The sequence below is a fragment of the Oceanicaulis sp. MMSF_3324 genome, from assembly GCF_030733545.1.
Lineage (GTDB): Bacteria > Pseudomonadota > Alphaproteobacteria > Caulobacterales > Maricaulaceae > Oceanicaulis.
Window position 1 is genome coordinate 32,037 of sequence record NZ_JASHIU010000003.1, and the last position, 17,096, is coordinate 49,132.

19 protein-coding genes are annotated in these 17,096 nt (G+C 62.0%); 9 read left to right on the plus strand and 10 right to left on the minus strand.

Annotated features, from left to right (window positions below; translation table 11 throughout):
- Positions 1 to 200 precede the first annotated feature (200 nt).
- The gene (locus RBA95_RS04585) at positions 201 to 623 is read left to right on the plus strand and encodes a MucR family transcriptional regulator (RefSeq protein ID WP_009800793.1); all 423 of its coding nucleotides are present in this window, start codon (positions 201 to 203) and stop codon (positions 621 to 623) included.
- An 18-nt stretch (positions 624 to 641) separates the two neighbouring features.
- Here the strand turns inward: RBA95_RS04585 and RBA95_RS04590 are convergent, their stop codons facing one another.
- The 5 genes from RBA95_RS04590 to RBA95_RS04610 form a co-directional block, all read right to left on the minus strand.
- On the minus strand, positions 642 to 887 hold the full coding sequence (locus RBA95_RS04590) for a hypothetical protein (RefSeq protein WP_306015634.1): 246 nt from the start codon (positions 885 to 887) through the stop codon (positions 642 to 644).
- On the minus strand, positions 887 to 2,101 hold the full coding sequence (gene hemA / locus RBA95_RS04595) for a 5-aminolevulinate synthase (protein ID WP_306015848.1): 1,215 nt from the start codon (positions 2,099 to 2,101) through the stop codon (positions 887 to 889). Before hemA ends, RBA95_RS04590 begins: the two co-directional genes overlap by 1 nt.
- Positions 2,102 to 2,260: 159 nt before the next feature.
- Positions 2,261 to 3,154: a 3-hydroxyisobutyrate dehydrogenase gene (gene mmsB / locus RBA95_RS04600; protein WP_306015635.1), complete on the minus strand. Its 894-nt coding sequence runs from the start codon at positions 3,152 to 3,154 to the stop codon at positions 2,261 to 2,263.
- 56 nt (positions 3,155 to 3,210) lie between these two features.
- The gene (locus RBA95_RS04605) at positions 3,211 to 4,260 is read right to left on the minus strand and encodes an enoyl-CoA hydratase/isomerase family protein (RefSeq protein WP_306015636.1); all 1,050 of its coding nucleotides are present in this window, start codon (positions 4,258 to 4,260) and stop codon (positions 3,211 to 3,213) included.
- A 102-nt stretch (positions 4,261 to 4,362) separates the two neighbouring features.
- Complete coding sequence (locus RBA95_RS04610; RefSeq protein WP_306015637.1) at positions 4,363 to 5,499, minus strand: isobutyryl-CoA dehydrogenase; 1,137 nt, start codon at positions 5,497 to 5,499, stop codon at positions 4,363 to 4,365.
- A 90-nt stretch (positions 5,500 to 5,589) separates the two neighbouring features.
- Here RBA95_RS04610 and hemB point away from each other — a divergent pair, with 90 nt between their 5' ends.
- From hemB to RBA95_RS04625, 3 genes are all read left to right on the plus strand, one after another.
- The gene (hemB, locus tag RBA95_RS04615) at positions 5,590 to 6,576 is read left to right on the plus strand and encodes a porphobilinogen synthase (RefSeq protein ID WP_306015638.1); all 987 of its coding nucleotides are present in this window, start codon (positions 5,590 to 5,592) and stop codon (positions 6,574 to 6,576) included.
- On the plus strand, positions 6,569 to 7,705 hold the full coding sequence (locus tag RBA95_RS04620; RefSeq protein ID WP_306015639.1) for a PLP-dependent aspartate aminotransferase family protein: 1,137 nt from the start codon (positions 6,569 to 6,571) through the stop codon (positions 7,703 to 7,705). The genes hemB and RBA95_RS04620 overlap by 8 nt, the downstream gene beginning before the upstream one ends.
- Before the next feature lie 149 nt (positions 7,706 to 7,854).
- The gene (locus RBA95_RS04625) at positions 7,855 to 8,025 is read left to right on the plus strand and encodes a hypothetical protein (protein WP_306015640.1); all 171 of its coding nucleotides are present in this window, start codon (positions 7,855 to 7,857) and stop codon (positions 8,023 to 8,025) included.
- Here the strand turns inward: RBA95_RS04625 and RBA95_RS04630 are convergent.
- The 5 genes from RBA95_RS04630 to RBA95_RS04650 are packed head-to-tail and all read right to left on the minus strand — an operon-like array spanning position 8,022 to position 11,406.
- A complete protein-coding gene (locus RBA95_RS04630; RefSeq protein ID WP_306015641.1) occupies positions 8,022 to 8,654 on the minus strand; it encodes a trimeric intracellular cation channel family protein in 633 nt (210 codons plus the stop codon). The genes RBA95_RS04625 and RBA95_RS04630 overlap by 4 nt on opposite strands.
- Complete coding sequence (locus tag RBA95_RS04635; protein ID WP_306015642.1) at positions 8,651 to 9,658, minus strand: TIGR00341 family protein; 1,008 nt, start codon at positions 9,656 to 9,658, stop codon at positions 8,651 to 8,653. The genes RBA95_RS04630 and RBA95_RS04635 overlap by 4 nt, the downstream gene beginning before the upstream one ends.
- A 5-nt stretch (positions 9,659 to 9,663) precedes the next feature.
- Positions 9,664 to 10,611, minus strand: a complete 948-nt coding sequence (locus RBA95_RS04640) for an NAD(P)-dependent oxidoreductase (protein WP_306015849.1) — start codon at positions 10,609 to 10,611, stop codon at positions 9,664 to 9,666.
- The gene (locus RBA95_RS04645) at positions 10,535 to 10,924 is read right to left on the minus strand and encodes a cupin domain-containing protein (RefSeq protein WP_306015643.1); all 390 of its coding nucleotides are present in this window, start codon (positions 10,922 to 10,924) and stop codon (positions 10,535 to 10,537) included. The genes RBA95_RS04640 and RBA95_RS04645 overlap by 77 nt, the downstream gene beginning before the upstream one ends.
- A gap of 11 nt (positions 10,925 to 10,935) precedes the next feature.
- Positions 10,936 to 11,406, minus strand: coding sequence for a flavin reductase family protein (locus RBA95_RS04650; RefSeq protein WP_306015644.1), 471 nt, complete (start codon positions 11,404 to 11,406; stop codon positions 10,936 to 10,938).
- A gap of 84 nt (positions 11,407 to 11,490) precedes the next feature.
- On the opposite strand from RBA95_RS04650, the gene RBA95_RS04655 reads away from it, so the two are divergent.
- The 5 genes from RBA95_RS04655 to RBA95_RS04675 all read left to right on the plus strand — a co-directional run bounded on the left by RBA95_RS04655 (position 11,491) and on the right by RBA95_RS04675 (position 17,095).
- Complete coding sequence (locus RBA95_RS04655) at positions 11,491 to 12,402, plus strand: flagellar motor protein MotB (RefSeq protein WP_306015645.1); 912 nt, start codon at positions 11,491 to 11,493, stop codon at positions 12,400 to 12,402.
- Between the two features lie 105 nt (positions 12,403 to 12,507).
- Complete coding sequence (locus RBA95_RS04660) at positions 12,508 to 14,340, plus strand: SLC13 family permease (protein ID WP_306015646.1); 1,833 nt, start codon at positions 12,508 to 12,510, stop codon at positions 14,338 to 14,340.
- Between the two features lie 37 nt (positions 14,341 to 14,377).
- Positions 14,378 to 15,124 carry an arginyltransferase gene (locus tag RBA95_RS04665; protein WP_306015647.1) on the plus strand — a complete coding sequence of 249 codons (747 nt, stop codon included), beginning with the start codon at positions 14,378 to 14,380 and terminating at the stop codon, positions 15,122 to 15,124.
- 63 nt (positions 15,125 to 15,187) lie between these two features.
- The gene (locus RBA95_RS04670) at positions 15,188 to 16,309 is read left to right on the plus strand and encodes a TRAP transporter substrate-binding protein (RefSeq protein WP_306015648.1); all 1,122 of its coding nucleotides are present in this window, start codon (positions 15,188 to 15,190) and stop codon (positions 16,307 to 16,309) included.
- A gap of 3 nt (positions 16,310 to 16,312) precedes the next feature.
- Positions 16,313 to 17,095 carry a TRAP transporter small permease subunit gene (locus RBA95_RS04675; protein WP_306015649.1) on the plus strand — a complete coding sequence of 261 codons (783 nt, stop codon included), beginning with the start codon at positions 16,313 to 16,315 and terminating at the stop codon, positions 17,093 to 17,095.
- The last annotated feature ends 1 nt before the right edge of the window (position 17,096 follow it).

Sequence of the window (17,096 nt, forward strand, 5' to 3'; positions counted from 1 at the left end):
GCCCGGACAAGGCGCTAAGCTCGGTTTATTCCACACATTTGCATCAACAAACTTTGCGGCGAAACGATTGCAACCTCAAAAATGCTATAAGTGCTGCAGATTTTTTAGCTTCAATACTTGTATAGCGAATACACCTTCATTAAACACAGTATATCTCGTTTTCAGCCGCCAACGCTATAAAGTTGCGCAAGGATCAGAATATGACTGAAGAGACTCTGCTACCCGTCGACAATGAAGAACTGATGCGGATGACCACGGACATCGTTGCATCTTTTCTCACGCACAATTCTGTGCCGGCGGAAAGCGTTCCGGACATGATCAAGTCGGTTTACGCCACCATGAAAGAGATTTCCGGCGAACCGGCCAAGCCCGAGCCCAAGGCCAAGCCTGCGGTTCCGGTCTCCCGTTCGGTCAGCGATGATTACATCGTTTGCCTGGAAGACGGCAAGAAACTGAAAATGCTCAAGCGCTATCTGCGCTCGCAGTACGACATGTCCCCCGAAGACTATCGTCGCAAATGGGGCCTGCCGGCCGACTATCCGATGGTGGCGCCGAACTATTCCAAGCGCCGCTCGGAATTCGCCAAGGAAATCGGCCTGGGCCGTGGCGCACGCAAGAAATAAGCGCCACGCCGCCCTCGCCTAAACAATTACGCCCCGGCCGCCTGGTCGGGGCGTTTTTGATTCGTCATGATGCCCGTCCTGGATCAGTCGGCGCATGAGCTTGCGCGCGGCCAGGCGTTGCAGGTCATTCTGTGACGTCTTGATCGGGCCGAACACCACCACTTCCGTGCCGGTGGCGACATCCACAGCCGCCACACGCACAGAATCGCCCACAGTGACGAATTCGAAAATGAACTCACGATCCTGGGATGGATCGTCGGCCATTACGCGACCTTCAGGCCGACATGCTTGGCGTAGACGGTCTTCACCGCATCCAGCAGCTCATCCATCATGGAATCATCGTGCAGCGGCGTCGGCGTAAGGCGCATCCGCTCGGTGCCCTTGGGCACGGTCGGATAGTTGATCGGCTGAACATAGATCCCGTGAACATCCAGCAATTCATCCGTCATGCGCTTGCACAGCACCGGATCGCCCACATGGACCGGGACGATATGGGTGATGGAATCCAGCACCGGAATGTCGGCTTCACGGAAGCGCGCCTTCAGGGTCGCGGCGCGCTCCTGATGTTGTTCGCGCAAATGATAGGCGCTCTTGAGATATTCCACGCTGGCGCGCGCGCCCGCCGCCAGAGCCGGAGCCAGTGACGTCGTGAAGATGAAGCCCGGCGCCCAGGAGCGGATCGCGTCAACGATCACTTCGTCGGCGGCGATATACCCGCCCATCACGCCAAAGGCCTTGCCCAGCGTACCTTCGATAATATCGAAACGCTCCATCAGGCCGTCGCGTTCGGCTACGCCGGCGCCGCGCAGGCCGTAAAGGCCCACCGCATGCACTTCATCAAGATAGGTCAGGGCGTTGTATTTGTCGGCGAGATCACAGACGGCTTCCAGCGGACCGATATCGCCATCCATGGAATACACCGATTCAAGCGCGATCAGCTTCGGAGCATCCTTGGGCGCGGCCTTGAGTAGTTCTTCCAGATGCGCCACGTCATTGTGACGCCAGACATGCTTCTCGCATTTGGCGCCTTTGACGCCCTCGATCATCGAGGCGTGGTTCAGCTCGTCCGAGAAGATGATCAGACCCGGCAGAATCTTGCCCAGAGTCGCCAGCGTCGCCTGGTTGGCGATGTAGCCAGAGGTGAAGAGCAGCGCGCTCTCTTTCTGGTGAAGGTCGGCCAGGCTCGCTTCGAGCTCCACATGATAGTGGGTCGTGCCGGAGATGTTGCGCGTGCCGCCTGCGCCTGCGCCAACATCCTCGATCGCCTGCTTCATGGCGCCGGTCACGCACGGGCTCTGACCCATGCCCAGATAGTCATTGGAGCACCACACCACCACATCGCGGGTATCGCCGTCATCGGAACGCAGGCGAGCGCGCGGAAACTGGCCCTTCACCCGACGCAGATTGGCGAAAACACGATAACGGCCTTCAGCGCGGACGCGCGCGACGGAGGCTTTGAAAGCGCTGCGGTAATCCATGTTCGTTGCACTCGCGCCCATGGCGCCAGCGGCTCTCCCTAGAGGTCAGCATGTCATCTGCACAATGACATATGATTCTGAGCTTGTCTTAGCAGGGGTCAGGGACCAAAGGTCGCATTTAGTCTTTGACAACGCTTCGCAAACTCAGAATCTGATCCGTTACTTCATCTCTCCGGCCAGCCATTTGATGACGCCGGAGAAGTCCATGGCCTCACCGCCCTGGTCGACGAATGCGTCATAAATGGTTTGCGCCTTCTCGCCCATCGGGATGTTCACACCGGCCGATTTCGATGTCTGCATGGCAAGGTTTAAGTCTTTGAGCATCATCGGCGCGGCGAAACCGGGCACGTAATCGCGGTTCGACGGCGCAGCCGGCACCGGTCCGGGCACAGGGCAGTAACTGGTCAGCGACCAGCTCTGGCCAGACGCCTGGGAGGCGATGTCGTAAAAATTCTGCGGATCAAGACCCAGCTTGAGCGCGAGATTCATCGCCTCGCAGGTCCCGATCATGTGGATGCCCAGCAGCATGTTGTTGCAGATCTTGGCGGCCTGGCCGGCTCCGGCGTCGCCAGCCCGGATCACGGCCTTGCCCATATTCGACAGGATCGGCTCGGCCTTTGCGAACGCCTCCTCGGGACCACCCACCATGAAGGTCAGCGTCCCGCCTTCAGCGGCTGCAACACCGCCGGATACGGGCGCATCCACAAAGGCGAACCCGGCCGCGGACGCCTTGTCCGCCACCGCCCGCGCACTGTCCACATCGATGGTCGAACAGTCGATCAGGATCGCATCCGGTTTGGCGAGCTCGAGAACGCCGCCATCATCAAGATAGACGCCGCGCACATGCTGACCCGCAGGCAACATGGTCACGACGACATCCGCATCCGTGACCGCGTTCCGCAGATCTGTTGCGGGCGTCGCGCCCTTCTGCTCGAGAAGCGCGACCGCATCCTTGTTCAGATCAAAGGCGCGAACCGTATGGCCCGCCTTGATCAGGTTGGCCGCCATGCCCGAGCCCATATTCCCGAGGCCGATAAATGCAATAACCGCCATGCGGTCCTCCCTTGTAATATCAGGGCGAGCGGTTGGTCCGCCCTGCCCGGCCGCTCCTAATCGAGGAACGTCATTTCCTTGTCTGCATCGAGCGGCTCGAAATAGGCGCCCAACTCGGCGTCCGAGATCGCTGGGCCCCAGTTCGGCGCGTTATCCTTGTCGATGATCACGGCGCGCACCCCTTCATAAAAGTCCGAGCCGTCCTTGAGGAAACGGACGGAGACGCGAAGGTCCTGCACCATGACGTCCCGCAGGGACAGATCCGCACCCTTGCGCAGGGCCTGCAAGGTCACTTTCACCGCTGTCGGGGATTTGCCGGACAGGATTTTCAGGACCGCCTTGGACCAGGCGTCGTCCGCAGTTTCAAGCCGATTGCGAATGACGTCGGCGTCATCGCCTTCAAATGCCGCATCGATCAGCGGTTGGACCATGCCCAGATCAGACTGGCCCGCATCCCCGGAGAAGCGTTCGATGATGGCGTCGACCTTCTCGCCTTCATCATCGAGCGTTTCGGTTTCCAGCGCCTCGATCAGCGCCGCATTATTCTCTGACGGCACGTAATGGGTCGCAACGCCGGCCGCGATGCAATCGGCCGTCTTCAGGCGCGCGCCCGTCAGACCCATCCACACGCCCAGCTCGCCATTAAGACGCGGCAGGAAGTACGCCCCGCCCACATCGGGATGAAAACCGATGCCGGTTTCGGGCATGGCGAACACGGTGCGATCGCCCGCCACGCGGAATTCGCCATGAATCGACACGCCGACGCCGCCGCCCATGGTGATGCCGTCGATCAGCGCCACGTAGGGTTTGGGATATTCCGCAATCAGCGTGTTGAGCTGGTACTCATCGCGCCAGAAGGTCCAGGCGCGGTCATCGCCCGCCTTGCCGCTTTCCGCCAGCATGCGAATGTCGCCGCCCGCGCAGAATCCTTTTTCACCGGCGCCATCCACAACCACGGCCTTGACCGTATCGTCCGAACGCCAGCTCTGCAGCGCCTCGACCATGGCGGTGACCATCTCCTGATTGAGCGCATTGAGCGCCTTGGGCCGGTTCAGCGTGATGCGGCCGACCGAGCCGGCTTTGCGGATAATGACGTCTTCAGTCATGAGAGGTCCTCTCTGGACGGAAATCAGCTCATAGCCGCGCCCGGTCCGGCGGGGCCAATTGAAAAAGTTTCTAGACGCAATAGAGCGCGTCGACCACGCGACCTAGCGCAGCAGGTCCTTGGCGATGATCACACGCATGATCTCGTTGGTGCCTTCCAGAATCTGGTGGACCCGCAGATCACGCACGATGCGCTCCAGCGGATAATCCTTCAGATACCCATAGCCGCCATGGATCTGCAGCGCATCATTGGCGATCTTGAAGCCCATATCCGTCGAGAAACGCTTGGCCATGGCGCAATGCATGGCGGCGGACGGATCATTGCGGTCCACGCTGTCGGCCGCGCGCAGCAGCATCATGCGAGACGCATCGAGCTCGGTGACCATGTCGGCGAGCTTGAACTGGGTGGCCTGGAAGTCCGCGATATTGCGGCCGAACTGGCTGCGCTCCTTGGCGTATTCGGTCGCCAGGTGCACCGCTTCAGCCGCCCCACCCAGCGAGCAGGCGCCAATATTGATGCGGCCGCCATTGAGCCCCTTCATGGCGAACCCGAAGCCCTGTCCCTCTTCGCCGATGCGGTTCTCGACCGGCACGCGGCAATCTTCAAAGGTGACCACGCGCGTGGGTTGGGAATTCCAGCCCATCTTGCGCTCATTCGCGCCGAAGCTCAGGCCCGGCGTGTCCTTCTCCACGATGATGGTGGAAATACCCTTGGGGCCGTCCTCGCCGGTGCGGCACATCACGGCGTAAAGATCGCTCGTGCCCGCGCCGGAGATAAAGGCCTTGGAGCCGTTCAGCACGTAATGATCGCCGTCCCGCACAGCCTTGGTGCGCAGATTGGCGGCGTCAGAACCGGCGCCCGGCTCAGTCAGACAATAGGACGCGATCTTGTCCATCCGGGTCATTTCGGGCAGCCAGCGCTGGCGCTGTTCATCATTGCCCCAGCTGTCGATCATCCAGCTGACCATGTTGTGGATGGAGATGAAGGCGGCCGTCGATACGCAACCGCGCGAGAGTTGTTCAAAGATCAGGGCCGCATCAACCCGGCTCATGGCCGATCCGCCCACATCCTCACGGGTGTAGATGCCGGCGAAACCCATTTCCGCCGCCTCGCGCAGCACGTCGACGGGGAAGTGCTTGTCTTCATCCCATTGCGCCGCATTTGGCTTGAGACGATCGTCGGCGAACTTGCGGGCTGCGTCCTGAATCAGCGCCTGCTCTTCTGACAGCTCGAAATGCACGGGGAAACCTCCTAAACAGACCGGGTTGGACCGGCTCCGACCGCGAAAAACGCGATGTGTTCTGATTTGCTGCAAGCGAGATAGACCAAGATGGCCGCTTTTCCCACCACCCGTATGCGCCGAATGCGCGCTCATGACTGGTCTCGCCGCCTGATGCGCGAGAATGCGCTGACGCCGAATGACCTGATCTGGACGCTGGTGGTGTCTGACAAGGCGGATCCGACCGAGCCGGTTCCCTCCATGCCCGGCGTGGAGCGGCTGAGCGTGAAGGCGGCCGCCGACGCCGCCCGCAGGGCCCGCGATCTAGGCATTCCCGCCATTGCGATCTTTCCCAACATCGACCCGTCCCTGAAGGATGAAAACGGTCGAGAGGCGGACAATCCCGACGGTCTGGTGGCGCAAGCCATCAAGGCCATGAAGGACGCCGCTCCGGAAGTGGGAATCATTTGCGATGTGGCGCTCGACCCCTTCACCGACCATGGCCATGACGGGCTGATCGAGGATGGCGTGATCCTCAACGATGCGACAGTGGAGCGCCTGTGCAGCCAGGCGCTGATGCAGGCCGCCGTAGGCGCGGATGTCGTTGCGCCGTCAGACATGATGGACGGCCGGATCGGATCGATTCGCGAGGCGCTGGATGCCGAGGGCCTCCAGGACACGATGATCATGTCCTATGCCGCCAAGTACGCTTCGGCCTTTTATGGTCCTTATCGCGACGCCATTGGCAGCGCCACCGCGCTTCAGGGCGACAAGAAGACCTATCAGATGGATCCCGCCAATACCGATGAGGCGATCCGCGAAGTGGCGCTGGATATCGATGAAGGCGCGGACATGGTCATGGTCAAGCCCGGCCTGCCCTATCTCGACATTGTCGCCCGCCTCAAAGCGACCTTTGAAATGCCGACCTATGCCTTCCAGGTGTCGGGCGAATACGCGATGATCCAGGCCGCCGCGCAGAACGGCTGGATTGATGGCGAGCGCGCCATGCTGGAAAGCCTTCTAGCGTTCAAGCGCGCCGGCGCTGACGGAATCCTGACCTATTTTGCTCCCAAGGCGGCGGAACTGCTCAATGACTAAACGTCCTGAAACCCTCGCCGCCCAGGCGCTGCACCAGACCGACCACGAGACCGGCGCCGTGATCCCGCCGATCCATCCGGCGACCACCTATATGCGCGATGAAAACAACGCGCTTGTGGGCGACATGGATTATCGCCGCCCCAAGGGGCCAACCGAAGTCCAGGCGGCCAGGGTGCTGGCGAGGCTCGAGAACGCCGCTGACGCCCGCCTCTTCAGCTCGGGACTGGCGGCCATCAGCGCCGTGCTCGATACGTTGGAAATCGGCGCGCATGTGGTGGCTCAAACCGAGATGTATTACGGAGCGAAGAAGCTCCTGCATCATCTGGCCGCCAAAGGCCTCATCTCATTGAGCTTCTTTGATCCTCACGACATGGCCGGCCTTGAAAAGGCGGTTCACAAAGGCCGGACCGAACTGGTCTGGATTGAAACCCCGGCCAATCCGAGCTGGGCCGTGGTGGATATCGCACGCGCCGCCGAGATTGCGCATGCCGCCGGCGCCATTCTGGGCGTAGACAGCACCTGCGCCCCGCCCTGCACTACGCGCGCGCTGGATCTGGGCGCCGATCTCGTCATGCATTCGGCCACCAAATATCTCAATGGACACTCCGATGTCCTGATGGGCGCTGTGGCCACGAAAACGAGTGATGAGCGCTGGGAAAAGCTGTGCACCGGCCATGGTCTGTCCGGCGCCGTGCCGGGCGCCTTTGACAGCTGGCTGATGATGCGGGGGCTGAGGACCCTGTTCGTTCGGTTTGAGCGTCAGAGCGAGAACGCATTGAAAGTGGCCCAGGCGCTGAGCCAGCACGATGCGGTCAGTCACGTGCTCTATCCGGGACTGAACAGCCATCCCGGGCACGCCATTGCGGCCCGCCAGATGACGAACGGTTTTGGCGGCCTGCTGTCCATTCGCCTGAAGGGCGGCGCCGACGCGGCGCGCAAGCTGTGCGCCTCAACGGAAGTTTTTCTGCAGGCCACATCCATCGGCGGCGTCGAAAGCCTGATCGAACATCGCAAGCCAATTGAGGGGCCTAGCAGCCCCACTCCGGATGACCTTGTCCGATTGTCCTGTGGAATCGAGGCGGCGGATGATCTGATTGAGGACCTGATGCTTGCTCTGAAGCGGCTTTGATATACTCTGTAAGGCGAATTCGCTTTGCGAGGACCACAATGTATAGGTGTCCGAATTGTCAGACGCCTCTGGAAGTGTCCGCACTTTTAAGCCTGAGCAGTCTCAAACCCGCACGATGCAACGCCTGTGGCCAGCGTTACCGATGGTATGTGTCTGGGCCCATGGTGATGCTGATGCTGGTCCTGATCGTGTCGAGCCTGCTTGGTCTGGCCCTTTCGGTGCAGCAGGTGGGTGTCATGGCCCTAGTCCTTGGCGGCCTGGCCGTAATTGGAGCGACCGCCTATCTGGCCGTGTGCGCTTTGCGACCCGTGGTTCGTTAATCCACACGACCGATCGGCGGGATCGACCATTTGAAGATGATGGCGCAGCCTCGCAGGATGAAAGCTGCGAGCGCGGCGCCGACCGCCGCCGGCCCGGTCGGGATGTCCAAGGACACGGCGCCCACATAGACCGAAGCTCCGAACAGGGCCGCCAGCGCGTAGACATCAGCCCGCAGGATCAGCGGTACGTCATTGACCATGATATCGCGTAACAGACCGCCAAAGGCTGCGCTCATCACCCCGGTCACGAGCGCGATCGTCCAGTGTGCGCCTTCAGCCAGTCCGGCCTGAGCCCCCAGAACGCAAAACACCGCCAGGCCCGCGCCATCCGCCCAGACCAGGGCGCGAAGCCGTGCGCCCTCTTCCCCGCGCACCAGCTCCGAGCCGTAATAGCCGATGACCCCGCCTGCGAGCGCCAGCAACAGATAGTGCGGCGCCTCGATCCAATAGACGGGCAGACGCCCCAGCAGCATGTCCCGCAAGGTGCCGCCGCCCATTCCCGCGACAGCGCCCACAACCGCCGCGCCGAAGGGATCGAGATGCTTGCGCGCCGCCAGAATGCCGCCCGACAGGGCGAAGACGACGATGCCGATATAATCGAGCGTGGAGAAAACCAGGGCGACATTCATAGCTGCACGCCCTCACCGCCGGTTGCGGCGTAATGCGCCGCCAGCGCGGACAGGATAACGATCATGGTGATCCACACGCCGGCATTCACATAGACCGAACGCTTGGCGGAGCGGCGCTCCAGCCAGGTGCGCGGCCGGACGCCCTTGAAATAATACACCATCAGCGCGCTCAGATTGACGGCCACCACATTGATGGACAACAGCAAGGTGGCGCGCCCCGCCAGCTGCCATTCCCCGCTGCCTGCCAGCAATCCGGCGGCGGACGCCGGCGGCAGCAGCGCGACCGCCACCATCACGCCCACAAGCGCCGCTGGCAGACCCGTCGCGATGGACAAGGCCGCCGCCGCTCCTGCGGCCAGGGCCAGAGCCGCAGAGTCCGGGCCGACCACGGTCCGGCTCATCAACTCATCAGAATAAAGGTTGGGCTCATAGACCAGGCCGACGGCAAAGCTGAGCGCCAGACCAAAGGCCAGGCCGGTGACGGCGGTCTTGGCCGCCTTGGCCATCAAGGGCAGATCGCCGAGCGCAGAGCCAAAGGAAAACGCCAGGATCGGCCCGAGAAGCGGCGCGATCACCATGGCCCCGATGACGGCCGCCACATTGTCTGCGGACAGACCGAAAACGACCACCACGGTGGACAAGGCGGTCAGCATCAGGAAGTCGGAATTGATCTCCGCGCCTTTGGCGATGTCCTGATACATTTCCTCACGCAGGGCCAGGCGACGTTTCGTTCGCGTTTCCTCGTCCGGGTTCTCATCCAGGCGCGGCACGCTGGCTTCGATGGGAATGACCACCAGTCGCCAGTTCTGCTCGCCTTCCAGGATCGCCTGAACCGCATCAATCGCCTTTTGCCCGTCCCCATCCCGAAAGGTCAGCCTCAACAGGCGCTTGCCCTGAGCATCAGGCTCGGTCAGACGATGATCCAGCGGATCGGTCTTCAAGGTCGCCTTGAGAATGGGCTGAACTTTGTCGCCATCTGGAAAGGTGACTTCAATCAGGCGCATGACCGTCAGGTCCGATCGGCGTTTTCAAGCCGGGCGATCAGGCTGGACGTGTCCCAGCGACCACCGCCCATGGCTTCTATCTCTGCATAGAACTGATCCACCAGAGCCGCAGCAGGAAGACGCGAACCATTGGCGCGCGCCTCTTCCAGCGCAATGCGAAGATCCTTACGCATCCAGTTGACAGCAAAGCCGAAATCGAATTCGCCGTTGACCATGGTCTGCCAGCGATTTTCCATCTGCCAGCTCTGGGCCGCCCCCTTGGAGACAGCCGAGATCACCGTTTCAGGATCCAGACCCGCGCGCTTGGCGAAGTGTAGGCCTTCGGCCAGCCCCTGGACCACCCCGGCGATGCAGATCTGATTGACCATCTTGGTCAGCTGTCCGGCGCCGGCCGGACCCGCATGCACCATGGCCTTAGCGTAGCAGTCCATGATCGGCTCAGCGCGCGCGAACACATCCGGCTCCCCGCCGCACATGATGGATAGCTGTCCGTTTTCCGCTCCCGCCTGTCCGCCGGATACGGGCGCATCCAGAAAGCCGATCTTCATCGCCTGCGCCGCCTCAGCCAGCTGGCGCGCCAGCTCGGCGGAGGCGGTGGTGTGGTCGACCAGAACAGCGCCTGATTTCATGGCCGGCAGCGCCAGGTCGGCGACCACTCTTACATCCGGATCATCGCCCAGGCACATGAAGACGCAATCGGCGCCGTACACCGCGTCCTCGACCGCATCACAGGCCTCGCCTTCGTGGCGGTGAGCCCAATCGGCCGCCTTGGCGGCAGTGCGGTTCCAGACCCGGACCTCATGCCCGGCCTGGCTGAGATGACCCGCCATGGGAAAGCCCATGACGCCGAGCCCCAGAAAAGCAACAACCGCCATGTTACGCTCCTTCAAGGCCGGTCCCGGCCAGCTGTTCGTCCAGACTCCGGGTCTTGTCCGCCAAGACGTCGCCCGTATGTTTCGTCTCGACGGGCTCGACCAGCATAACCCAGCACTCTTCCTGCGCCACGGGATTGTGCCTTACCCCCTTGGGCACGACATGCATGTCGCCTTCGTTCAGGGTCACGGCGCGACCTTCATATTGCATTTCAAGCTGGCCTTTGACGATGAAGAACAACTCGTCTTCCTCCGCATGGTCATGCCAGACAAATTCGCCTTTCAGTTTGGCGAGCTTGACGTATTGATCATTGACCCGGGCGATTATGCGCGGCGACCAGTATTCGCTGATCTGATCCAACTCGGCGTTCAAACGCCGGACATCTGTGATCATCGCCGCTTCCTTCAGATCTGGGCGTAGCCTGAGCGTACGAACACCAGGGCATCCGCATCACGCGGGCGATCCGCATTCAGCACCTCGCCCACAATAATCTCATGATCACCACCTGGCATCACGGCGTGACGCTTGCACTCAAATCGCGCAATCGCGTCCTTGAGCAGTGGCGCGCCATTGCCGGCCGGCGTCCACTGCCCGCCGCTGGCCTCAAGATCATCATTGCGCGCACAGGCCGCTGACAGGTCGGCCTGATCGGCTGCGAGAATGTTCACGGCAAAATCCTCGGCCCCCAGGAAGCGGTCATAACGATGGCTGTCCTTGGCGAGAGACCACAGGATCAGGGGTGGATCGAGGGAAACGGATGAGAACGAATTGATCGTCATCGCCCGCGCAGAGCCTTCATCCATAATGGTGATCAGCGCCACACCGGTCGGGAACCGGCCCAGGCAATCACGAAACTCGCGCTCGAAAAGTGACAAATTTCACTCCTGATTCGTTTTGACAACGCAGCTTTAACCCTGATGCGCCAAGGTGTCCGCCAGAAAAGCCGAAGGTGGGTGGATATGAGTTCGGATCAACCGATCGTCATCAAGAAAGTCAAGAAGGGCGGCGGCCATGGTCACCATGGCGGCGCCTGGAAGGTCGCCTATGCCGACTTCGTGACGGCAATGATGGCGTTCTTCCTCATGATGTGGCTGATCAATAACACAGAACCCGAACAACGTCAGGGCATTGCGGACTATTTCGCACCGGCCAGCGTCAGCCGGACGACCTCCGGCTCGGGCGGTGTGCTGGGCGGCACGAGCTTTGGTGATGACGGCGCCCGCGGCTCTGGTTCATCCTCCATTGTGGAACGTCTCGCCCCGCGGTCTGAACAGGATGTTTCCCGCGAACAGGAAGCTGATCAGGCCTCAGGCGCTCAGGGCGGCGAACCTGAAGCCTCCTCTGACTCGCTCGCCAGCGCTCTGGCGCGCCGCGAGGCCGCCCAGTTCGCCAGCGCAGAGCAATCGCTGCGTCAGGCGCTGCAGGACATGCCTGAACTGGCCGAGCTGTCGCGTCACGTCCTCATCGAGGAAACCCCCGAAGGCCTGCGCATTCAGCTGATCGATCAGGAAGGCCGCCCGATGTTCGAGCCGGGCGCGATCGAACCCAACAGCCGCGCGCGCGTTCTCTTGCGCACAATCTCTGAAATCGTCCTGCGCCTGCCCAACCGGATCACCATTTCGGGCCATACGGACGCCAGCCCGGCCCCTGTCGGCGGCGTGTCCAACTGGGAATTGTCGTCTGCCCGCGCCAACGCGGCCCTGAACATCATGAGCGATGCCGGCATTCCCGATCACCGGATTGCTGAAGTGCGCGGCAAGGCGGGCGCGGAACCGCTGTTCCCGGATGATCCGTATCTGCCCGGCAACCGGCGTCTGTCGATCACCCTTCTGCGCGAAGCGCCCGCCATTCCGCCTGGGCACTCGCTTTAAGTCCAAGTTTTCGCGCCCGGATGCAGCGCTTGGCACTCGCATCCGGGCGCAAAGACGTTAACCTGACGCTTTGGCGCGAATCCGCGTGCGAGAAAAGTGGCAGGCATGGACGATCTTTCCATTCTTTCGGACTGGAGAATGTGGGCGGTCCTGCTCGGCGTATGCGGAGCAATCGTCTTTTATTGCTGGGAAAAGTTCGCTCTCGAGCTCGTCTCGGTGGTGATCCTGTGCAGCGCTCTGGTCTTCTTCGAGTTCTTCGGCTCAGCCGATGCTCCCACAGCGGCGGATTTGCTGGCGGGATTCGCCAATCCCGCGCTCTTGACCATCATGGCTTTGCTCGTAGTCGGTCAGGGCATTTTTCATACCGGCGCCCTGGACGGCCCCACGCGCACCTTGCTGTCGATGTTCGACGTGCGCCCCAAGCTCACCATCATCACCCTGTTCGCCCTGGTGTTCGGCGTCTCCGCCTTCATCAACAACACGCCCGTCGTGGTGATGTTCATCCCCATTCTGGGCGCTGTGGCGGCGCGCATGGGCGGTTCGGCCTCGATCTTCATGATGCCCTTGAGCTTTGTGTGCATCTTCGCGGGCATGACGACGCTGATCGGCTCCTCCACAAACCTGCTCGTGGCGGACAGCCTGCTCGCCACCACCGGTGAACGGCTGGGCTTCTTCGAGCCGGGCCGGATCGGCATCATCCTGTCCGCCGTGGGCATGCTCTACATCGCCTTTGTCCTGCCCAAGCTCTTGCCCGAACGCGAAGAGGCCGAGGACGAAAAGAGCGGCTCTCCGGCCAAGCAATATATCGCTCAGATCGAAGTGACCGCTGGCCACCCCATGATCGGGGCGAAACCGGTGGCGGGCATGTTCACAGAGCTCGGCGACATCACCGTGCGCATGGTTCAGCGCGGCGAAGACGCCTTCCTGCCGCCCTTTGACGATATCGAGCTCAAACAGGGCGATCTCATCATCATCGCCGCCACCCGCAAGAAGCTGACGGAATTGCTGTCCAGCCGCGCCGAGTTCGTCGAGGGCGTGTTGCGCTCCGCCGGGCCTGCGGACCTGCCCACACGCGGCGAACGTCTGGCACTCACCGAAGCGGTGGTTTCACCCGGTTCACGCCTGATCGGCCGCACCGTTCGCCAGATCGGCTTTCGTCACTCTGTCGGCGCGATCGTGCTGGGCGTGCAGCGGCGCTCGCGCATGATCCGCGCCAAGCTGGGGGAAATCCGTCTCGAGGCCGGCGACGTTCTGCTGCTCTTCGGCGGCGCGGACGCCATGCGCCGCCTGCGTCTGGACCGCGATGTCCTGTTGATGGACTGGGCGACATCCGACTTGCCCGACATTCGCAAGGCGTCGATCGCCCGCCTGATCCTGGCCGGCGTGATCCTGACCGCCTCCACCGGCATTCTGCCGATTGTGGCGGCGTCACTGATTGGCGCAGCGGCGATGATCGGCACGGGCTGTCTGAATGTGCGCCAGGCGGCGCGGGCCTTTGACCTGAAGCTCTATCTGTTGATCGGTTCCGCGTTCGCGCTGGGCACCGCCATGGAGGCGACGGGCGGCGCGACCGTGCTGGCCATGGGCGTGGTCCATGTGTTCTCGCCTCTGGGCACGACGGCGTTGATCTCGGCGCTGTTCTTCCTGGTGATGGTGCTGACCAATGTCTTGTCCAACAACGCCACGGCGATCCTCTTCACGCCGATCGCCGTCACCGCCGCCAACTCGGTTGGCGCAGATCCGCATCTGTTCGCCCTGACCGTGTTGTTCGCCGCGAACACCTGTTTCGCCACACCAATCGGATACCAGACCAATCTCCTGGTGATGGGCCCGGGCAAATACCGGTTCGCCGACTTCTTCCGCGCTGGCGCTCCGCTCGCGGTCTTGATCTGGCTGACCTTCACCGTTTTGGTGGCCATCAGTTTCACGCTGACCTAGCTCAGGTTAGACTGTATCGACTCATGACCTGCAGAGGATGTCCGTGACCCGCCCGTTCGCCACCCGTCAATTGCCGTTCTTCCTGACGGCGCCGACGCCCTGCCCCTATCTTGAGGGCCGGATGGAGCGGAAGATCTTCACGCGTGTGGAGCGGGACCAGACCGCGCACCTGAACAATATCCTGACCCATGCCGGGTTCCGGCGCTCCCAATCCATACTCTACCGCCCGGCCTGCGAGCTGTGTTCGGCGTGCAAATCCGCACGGATCCCCGTCGCGGACTTCACCCCGTCGCGCACCCAGAAACGCGTTCTCAAACGCAATGCCGGGCTGTTGCGATTGCCGCGTCCCGCCGAAGCCATGCCCGAGCAATTCGCGCTGCTGAGCCGATATCTGAATACGCGCCACGGTGATGGCGATATGGCCGGAATGGATTTCTTCGACTACGCCTCGATGGTGGAGGATGGCGCCGAACAGACCGAAATGGTCGAATATCGCGACGCTGCGGGCCAGCTGATCGCCTGCGTCCTCGTGGACCGGCTGATTGACGGCTTTTCGCTGGTCTACAGTTTCTTCGCGCCCGAACACGCCCGGGACAGTCTCGGAGCGTATATCATCCTGGACCATATCGAACGGGCGAAGGCGGAAAACCTGCCCTTCGTCTATCTTGGATACTGGGTGCAAGGCAGTCCGAAAATGGACTACAAGGCGCAGTACAAACCGCTTGAAGTGCTTGAACCTGAAGGCTGGCGCACCTTGCAGCCGCCCGGGGACGCGCAAAACTGATCTGACGCAACAACACCGGATGAAGCCCTGAGCCATAATCAGGCCATCCAAGGGGGAGGACACATGGATCGTCGTACATTTCTGTCCGGCGCGGCGGTGGTCGCCGCTGGCGCCGCATCAGCTTGCTCACAAGAAAACGGCGCTCAAAGCGCCCCCGCCGCCCCGGCGGTGAACCGCAACCGCACGCGGCGCCTGCGCATGGTGACGACCTGGCCCACCGGCTTTCCGGGCCTGGGGTCCGCCGCGGAACGCACCGCACAATTCATCACCGAGATGACAGGCGGCGCGCTGGAAGTCGAAGTCTATGGCGCTGGCGAAATCGTGGGCGCTTTCGAAGTCTTCGACGCGGTCTCCAATGGCGTCGCTGACATGTATCATGGCGCGGAATATTACTGGCAGGGTCGCTCGCCCGCTTTCAACTTCTACTGCGCCGTGCCCATGGGCATGACCGCCCATGAAATCATGGCGTGGGTGGAATATGGCGGCGGTCAGGAATTGTGGGAGGAATTGTCCGGCGAATTCGGGCTGATCGCTTTCCAGGCCGGCAATTCGGGCCACCAGATGGGCGGCTGGTTCAAGCGTGAAGTGAACACGCTCGAGGATTTCCGCGGCTTGCGCATGCGTATTCCGGGTCTTGGCGGTTCGGTGCTTCGCGAGTTGGGCGGCGCTGCCGTGGCGCTGTCGGGCGGGGAAATCTATCAATCCCTGCAATCGGGCGCGATCGACGCCACCGAGTGGGTCGGACCGTGGAACGATCTGGCCTTCGGCTTCTATCGTGAAGCGCCCTATTACTATGGTCCCGGCTTCCATGAGCCGGGCTCGGCGCTGGCCGTGGGTCTCAATCGCGGCGTCTGGGACTCCCTGCCCGCAGACCAGCAAGCCATTGTGCGCGCCGCAGCACGCGCGGCGAACAACCAGTCACTGGCCGAGTTCACCTATCAGAACGGTCTCGCCCTGCGCACCCTGACCGGCGAACACGGCGTGCAGCTGCGTCAGTTCTCCGAAGACATCTGGCGTGAAGTGGGCCGTATCTCCGAGGCCGTGGTGGCGGATACCGCAAATGCAGACCCGCTCAGCCGTCGCGTCTATGAGAGCTATCGCGACGCGCGCCGACTGGGCCGTGACTGGGCCAATGTGTCCGAAGCCCCGTACTATCAGAACCGCGAACTCGTGCTTGGTCGCTAGATCATGACTCGCGCCGATCAATTGCTCATCGCCGTGATCGCCCTCACGGCGCTTCTGCTCGGTTTGGACGCCGTTACCGGAGGCGCTGTCGGCGACGTCGTGGATGCACATCTGCGTAGCTTCGCCGCCCTGGCGGGAACCGTGCTGGGCTGGGTGGGTTTGGCGCTCAGCCCCCTGCTCCTGCTCGCACCGCTTTGTGCGCTCTATGGGCGTTTCAAGGGCTTGCCGGCCCCGCTATCCAGGCTTCTGCGCCGCCTGATCGATCTGTTTGACGCGATCTCGCTGACCGTGGGCGACATGGTGCGGTGGGCGGCGCTGGGGCTGGTGCTGGTCACCGGCCTGATCGTGGTGCAGCGCTACGTGTTCGGCGTGTCGATCACCAAGCTGCAGGAAAGCGTGATCTATCTGCACGCCCTGCTGTTCCTGCTGTCCAGCGCAGCGACGCTCTATCATGGCGGTCATGTGCGCGTGGACATCGTGTATTCCAAACTGTCTGCCCGCGGCAAAGCCTGGACGGATCTTCTGGGCGTCTATCTGGCGCTGATCCCCATGTGCTGGTTGATCCTCATGACATCCGAAAGCTATGTCGGCGGCGCCTGGCGCATTCTCGAGCGCTCCCGCGAAAGCGACGGCCTGCCGCTGGTCTTCTTGCTGAAGACCGCCATTCCCGTGTTTGCCGTGATGATGATTGCCCAGGGTTTCGCCATGGCGTCGCGCGCCGCGCTGACCCTGTCCGGTGAAACCCCGCCGCCAGCAGGCGATGATGAAGCTGAACATGAACTTTAGG

Bases quoted from the DNA above. Each gene is read 5' to 3' on its own strand.
- RBA95_RS04605 (WP_306015636.1), bottom strand. From the start codon at position 4,260: ATGACTGAAGACGTCATTATCCGCAAAGCCGGCTCGGTCGGCCGCATC.
- RBA95_RS04620 (WP_306015639.1), top strand. From the start codon at position 6,569: ATGACTAAACGTCCTGAAACCCTCGCCGCCCAGGCGCTGCACCAGACC.
- hemA (WP_306015848.1), bottom strand. From the start codon at position 2,101: ATGGATTACCGCAGCGCTTTCAAAGCCTCCGTCGCGCGCGTCCGCGCT.
- RBA95_RS04660 (WP_306015646.1), top strand. From the start codon at position 12,508: ATGGACGATCTTTCCATTCTTTCGGACTGGAGAATGTGGGCGGTCCTG.
- RBA95_RS04585 (WP_009800793.1), top strand. From the start codon at position 201: ATGACTGAAGAGACTCTGCTACCCGTCGACAATGAAGAACTGATGCGG.
- RBA95_RS04665 (WP_306015647.1), top strand. From the start codon at position 14,378: ATGTCCGTGACCCGCCCGTTCGCCACCCGTCAATTGCCGTTCTTCCTG.
- RBA95_RS04675 (WP_306015649.1), top strand. From the start codon at position 16,313: ATGACTCGCGCCGATCAATTGCTCATCGCCGTGATCGCCCTCACGGCG.
- mmsB (WP_306015635.1), bottom strand. From the start codon at position 3,154: ATGGCGGTTATTGCATTTATCGGCCTCGGGAATATGGGCTCGGGCATG.
- RBA95_RS04630 (WP_306015641.1), bottom strand. From the start codon at position 8,654: ATGAATGTCGCCCTGGTTTTCTCCACGCTCGATTATATCGGCATCGTC.
- RBA95_RS04590 (WP_306015634.1), bottom strand. From the start codon at position 887: ATGGCCGACGATCCATCCCAGGATCGTGAGTTCATTTTCGAATTCGTC.
- RBA95_RS04655 (WP_306015645.1), top strand. From the start codon at position 11,491: ATGAGTTCGGATCAACCGATCGTCATCAAGAAAGTCAAGAAGGGCGGC.
- RBA95_RS04635 (WP_306015642.1), bottom strand. From the start codon at position 9,658: ATGCGCCTGATTGAAGTCACCTTTCCAGATGGCGACAAAGTTCAGCCC.
- hemB (WP_306015638.1), top strand. From the start codon at position 5,590: ATGGCCGCTTTTCCCACCACCCGTATGCGCCGAATGCGCGCTCATGAC.
- RBA95_RS04645 (WP_306015643.1), bottom strand. From the start codon at position 10,924: ATGATCACAGATGTCCGGCGTTTGAACGCCGAGTTGGATCAGATCAGC.
- RBA95_RS04670 (WP_306015648.1), top strand. From the start codon at position 15,188: ATGGATCGTCGTACATTTCTGTCCGGCGCGGCGGTGGTCGCCGCTGGC.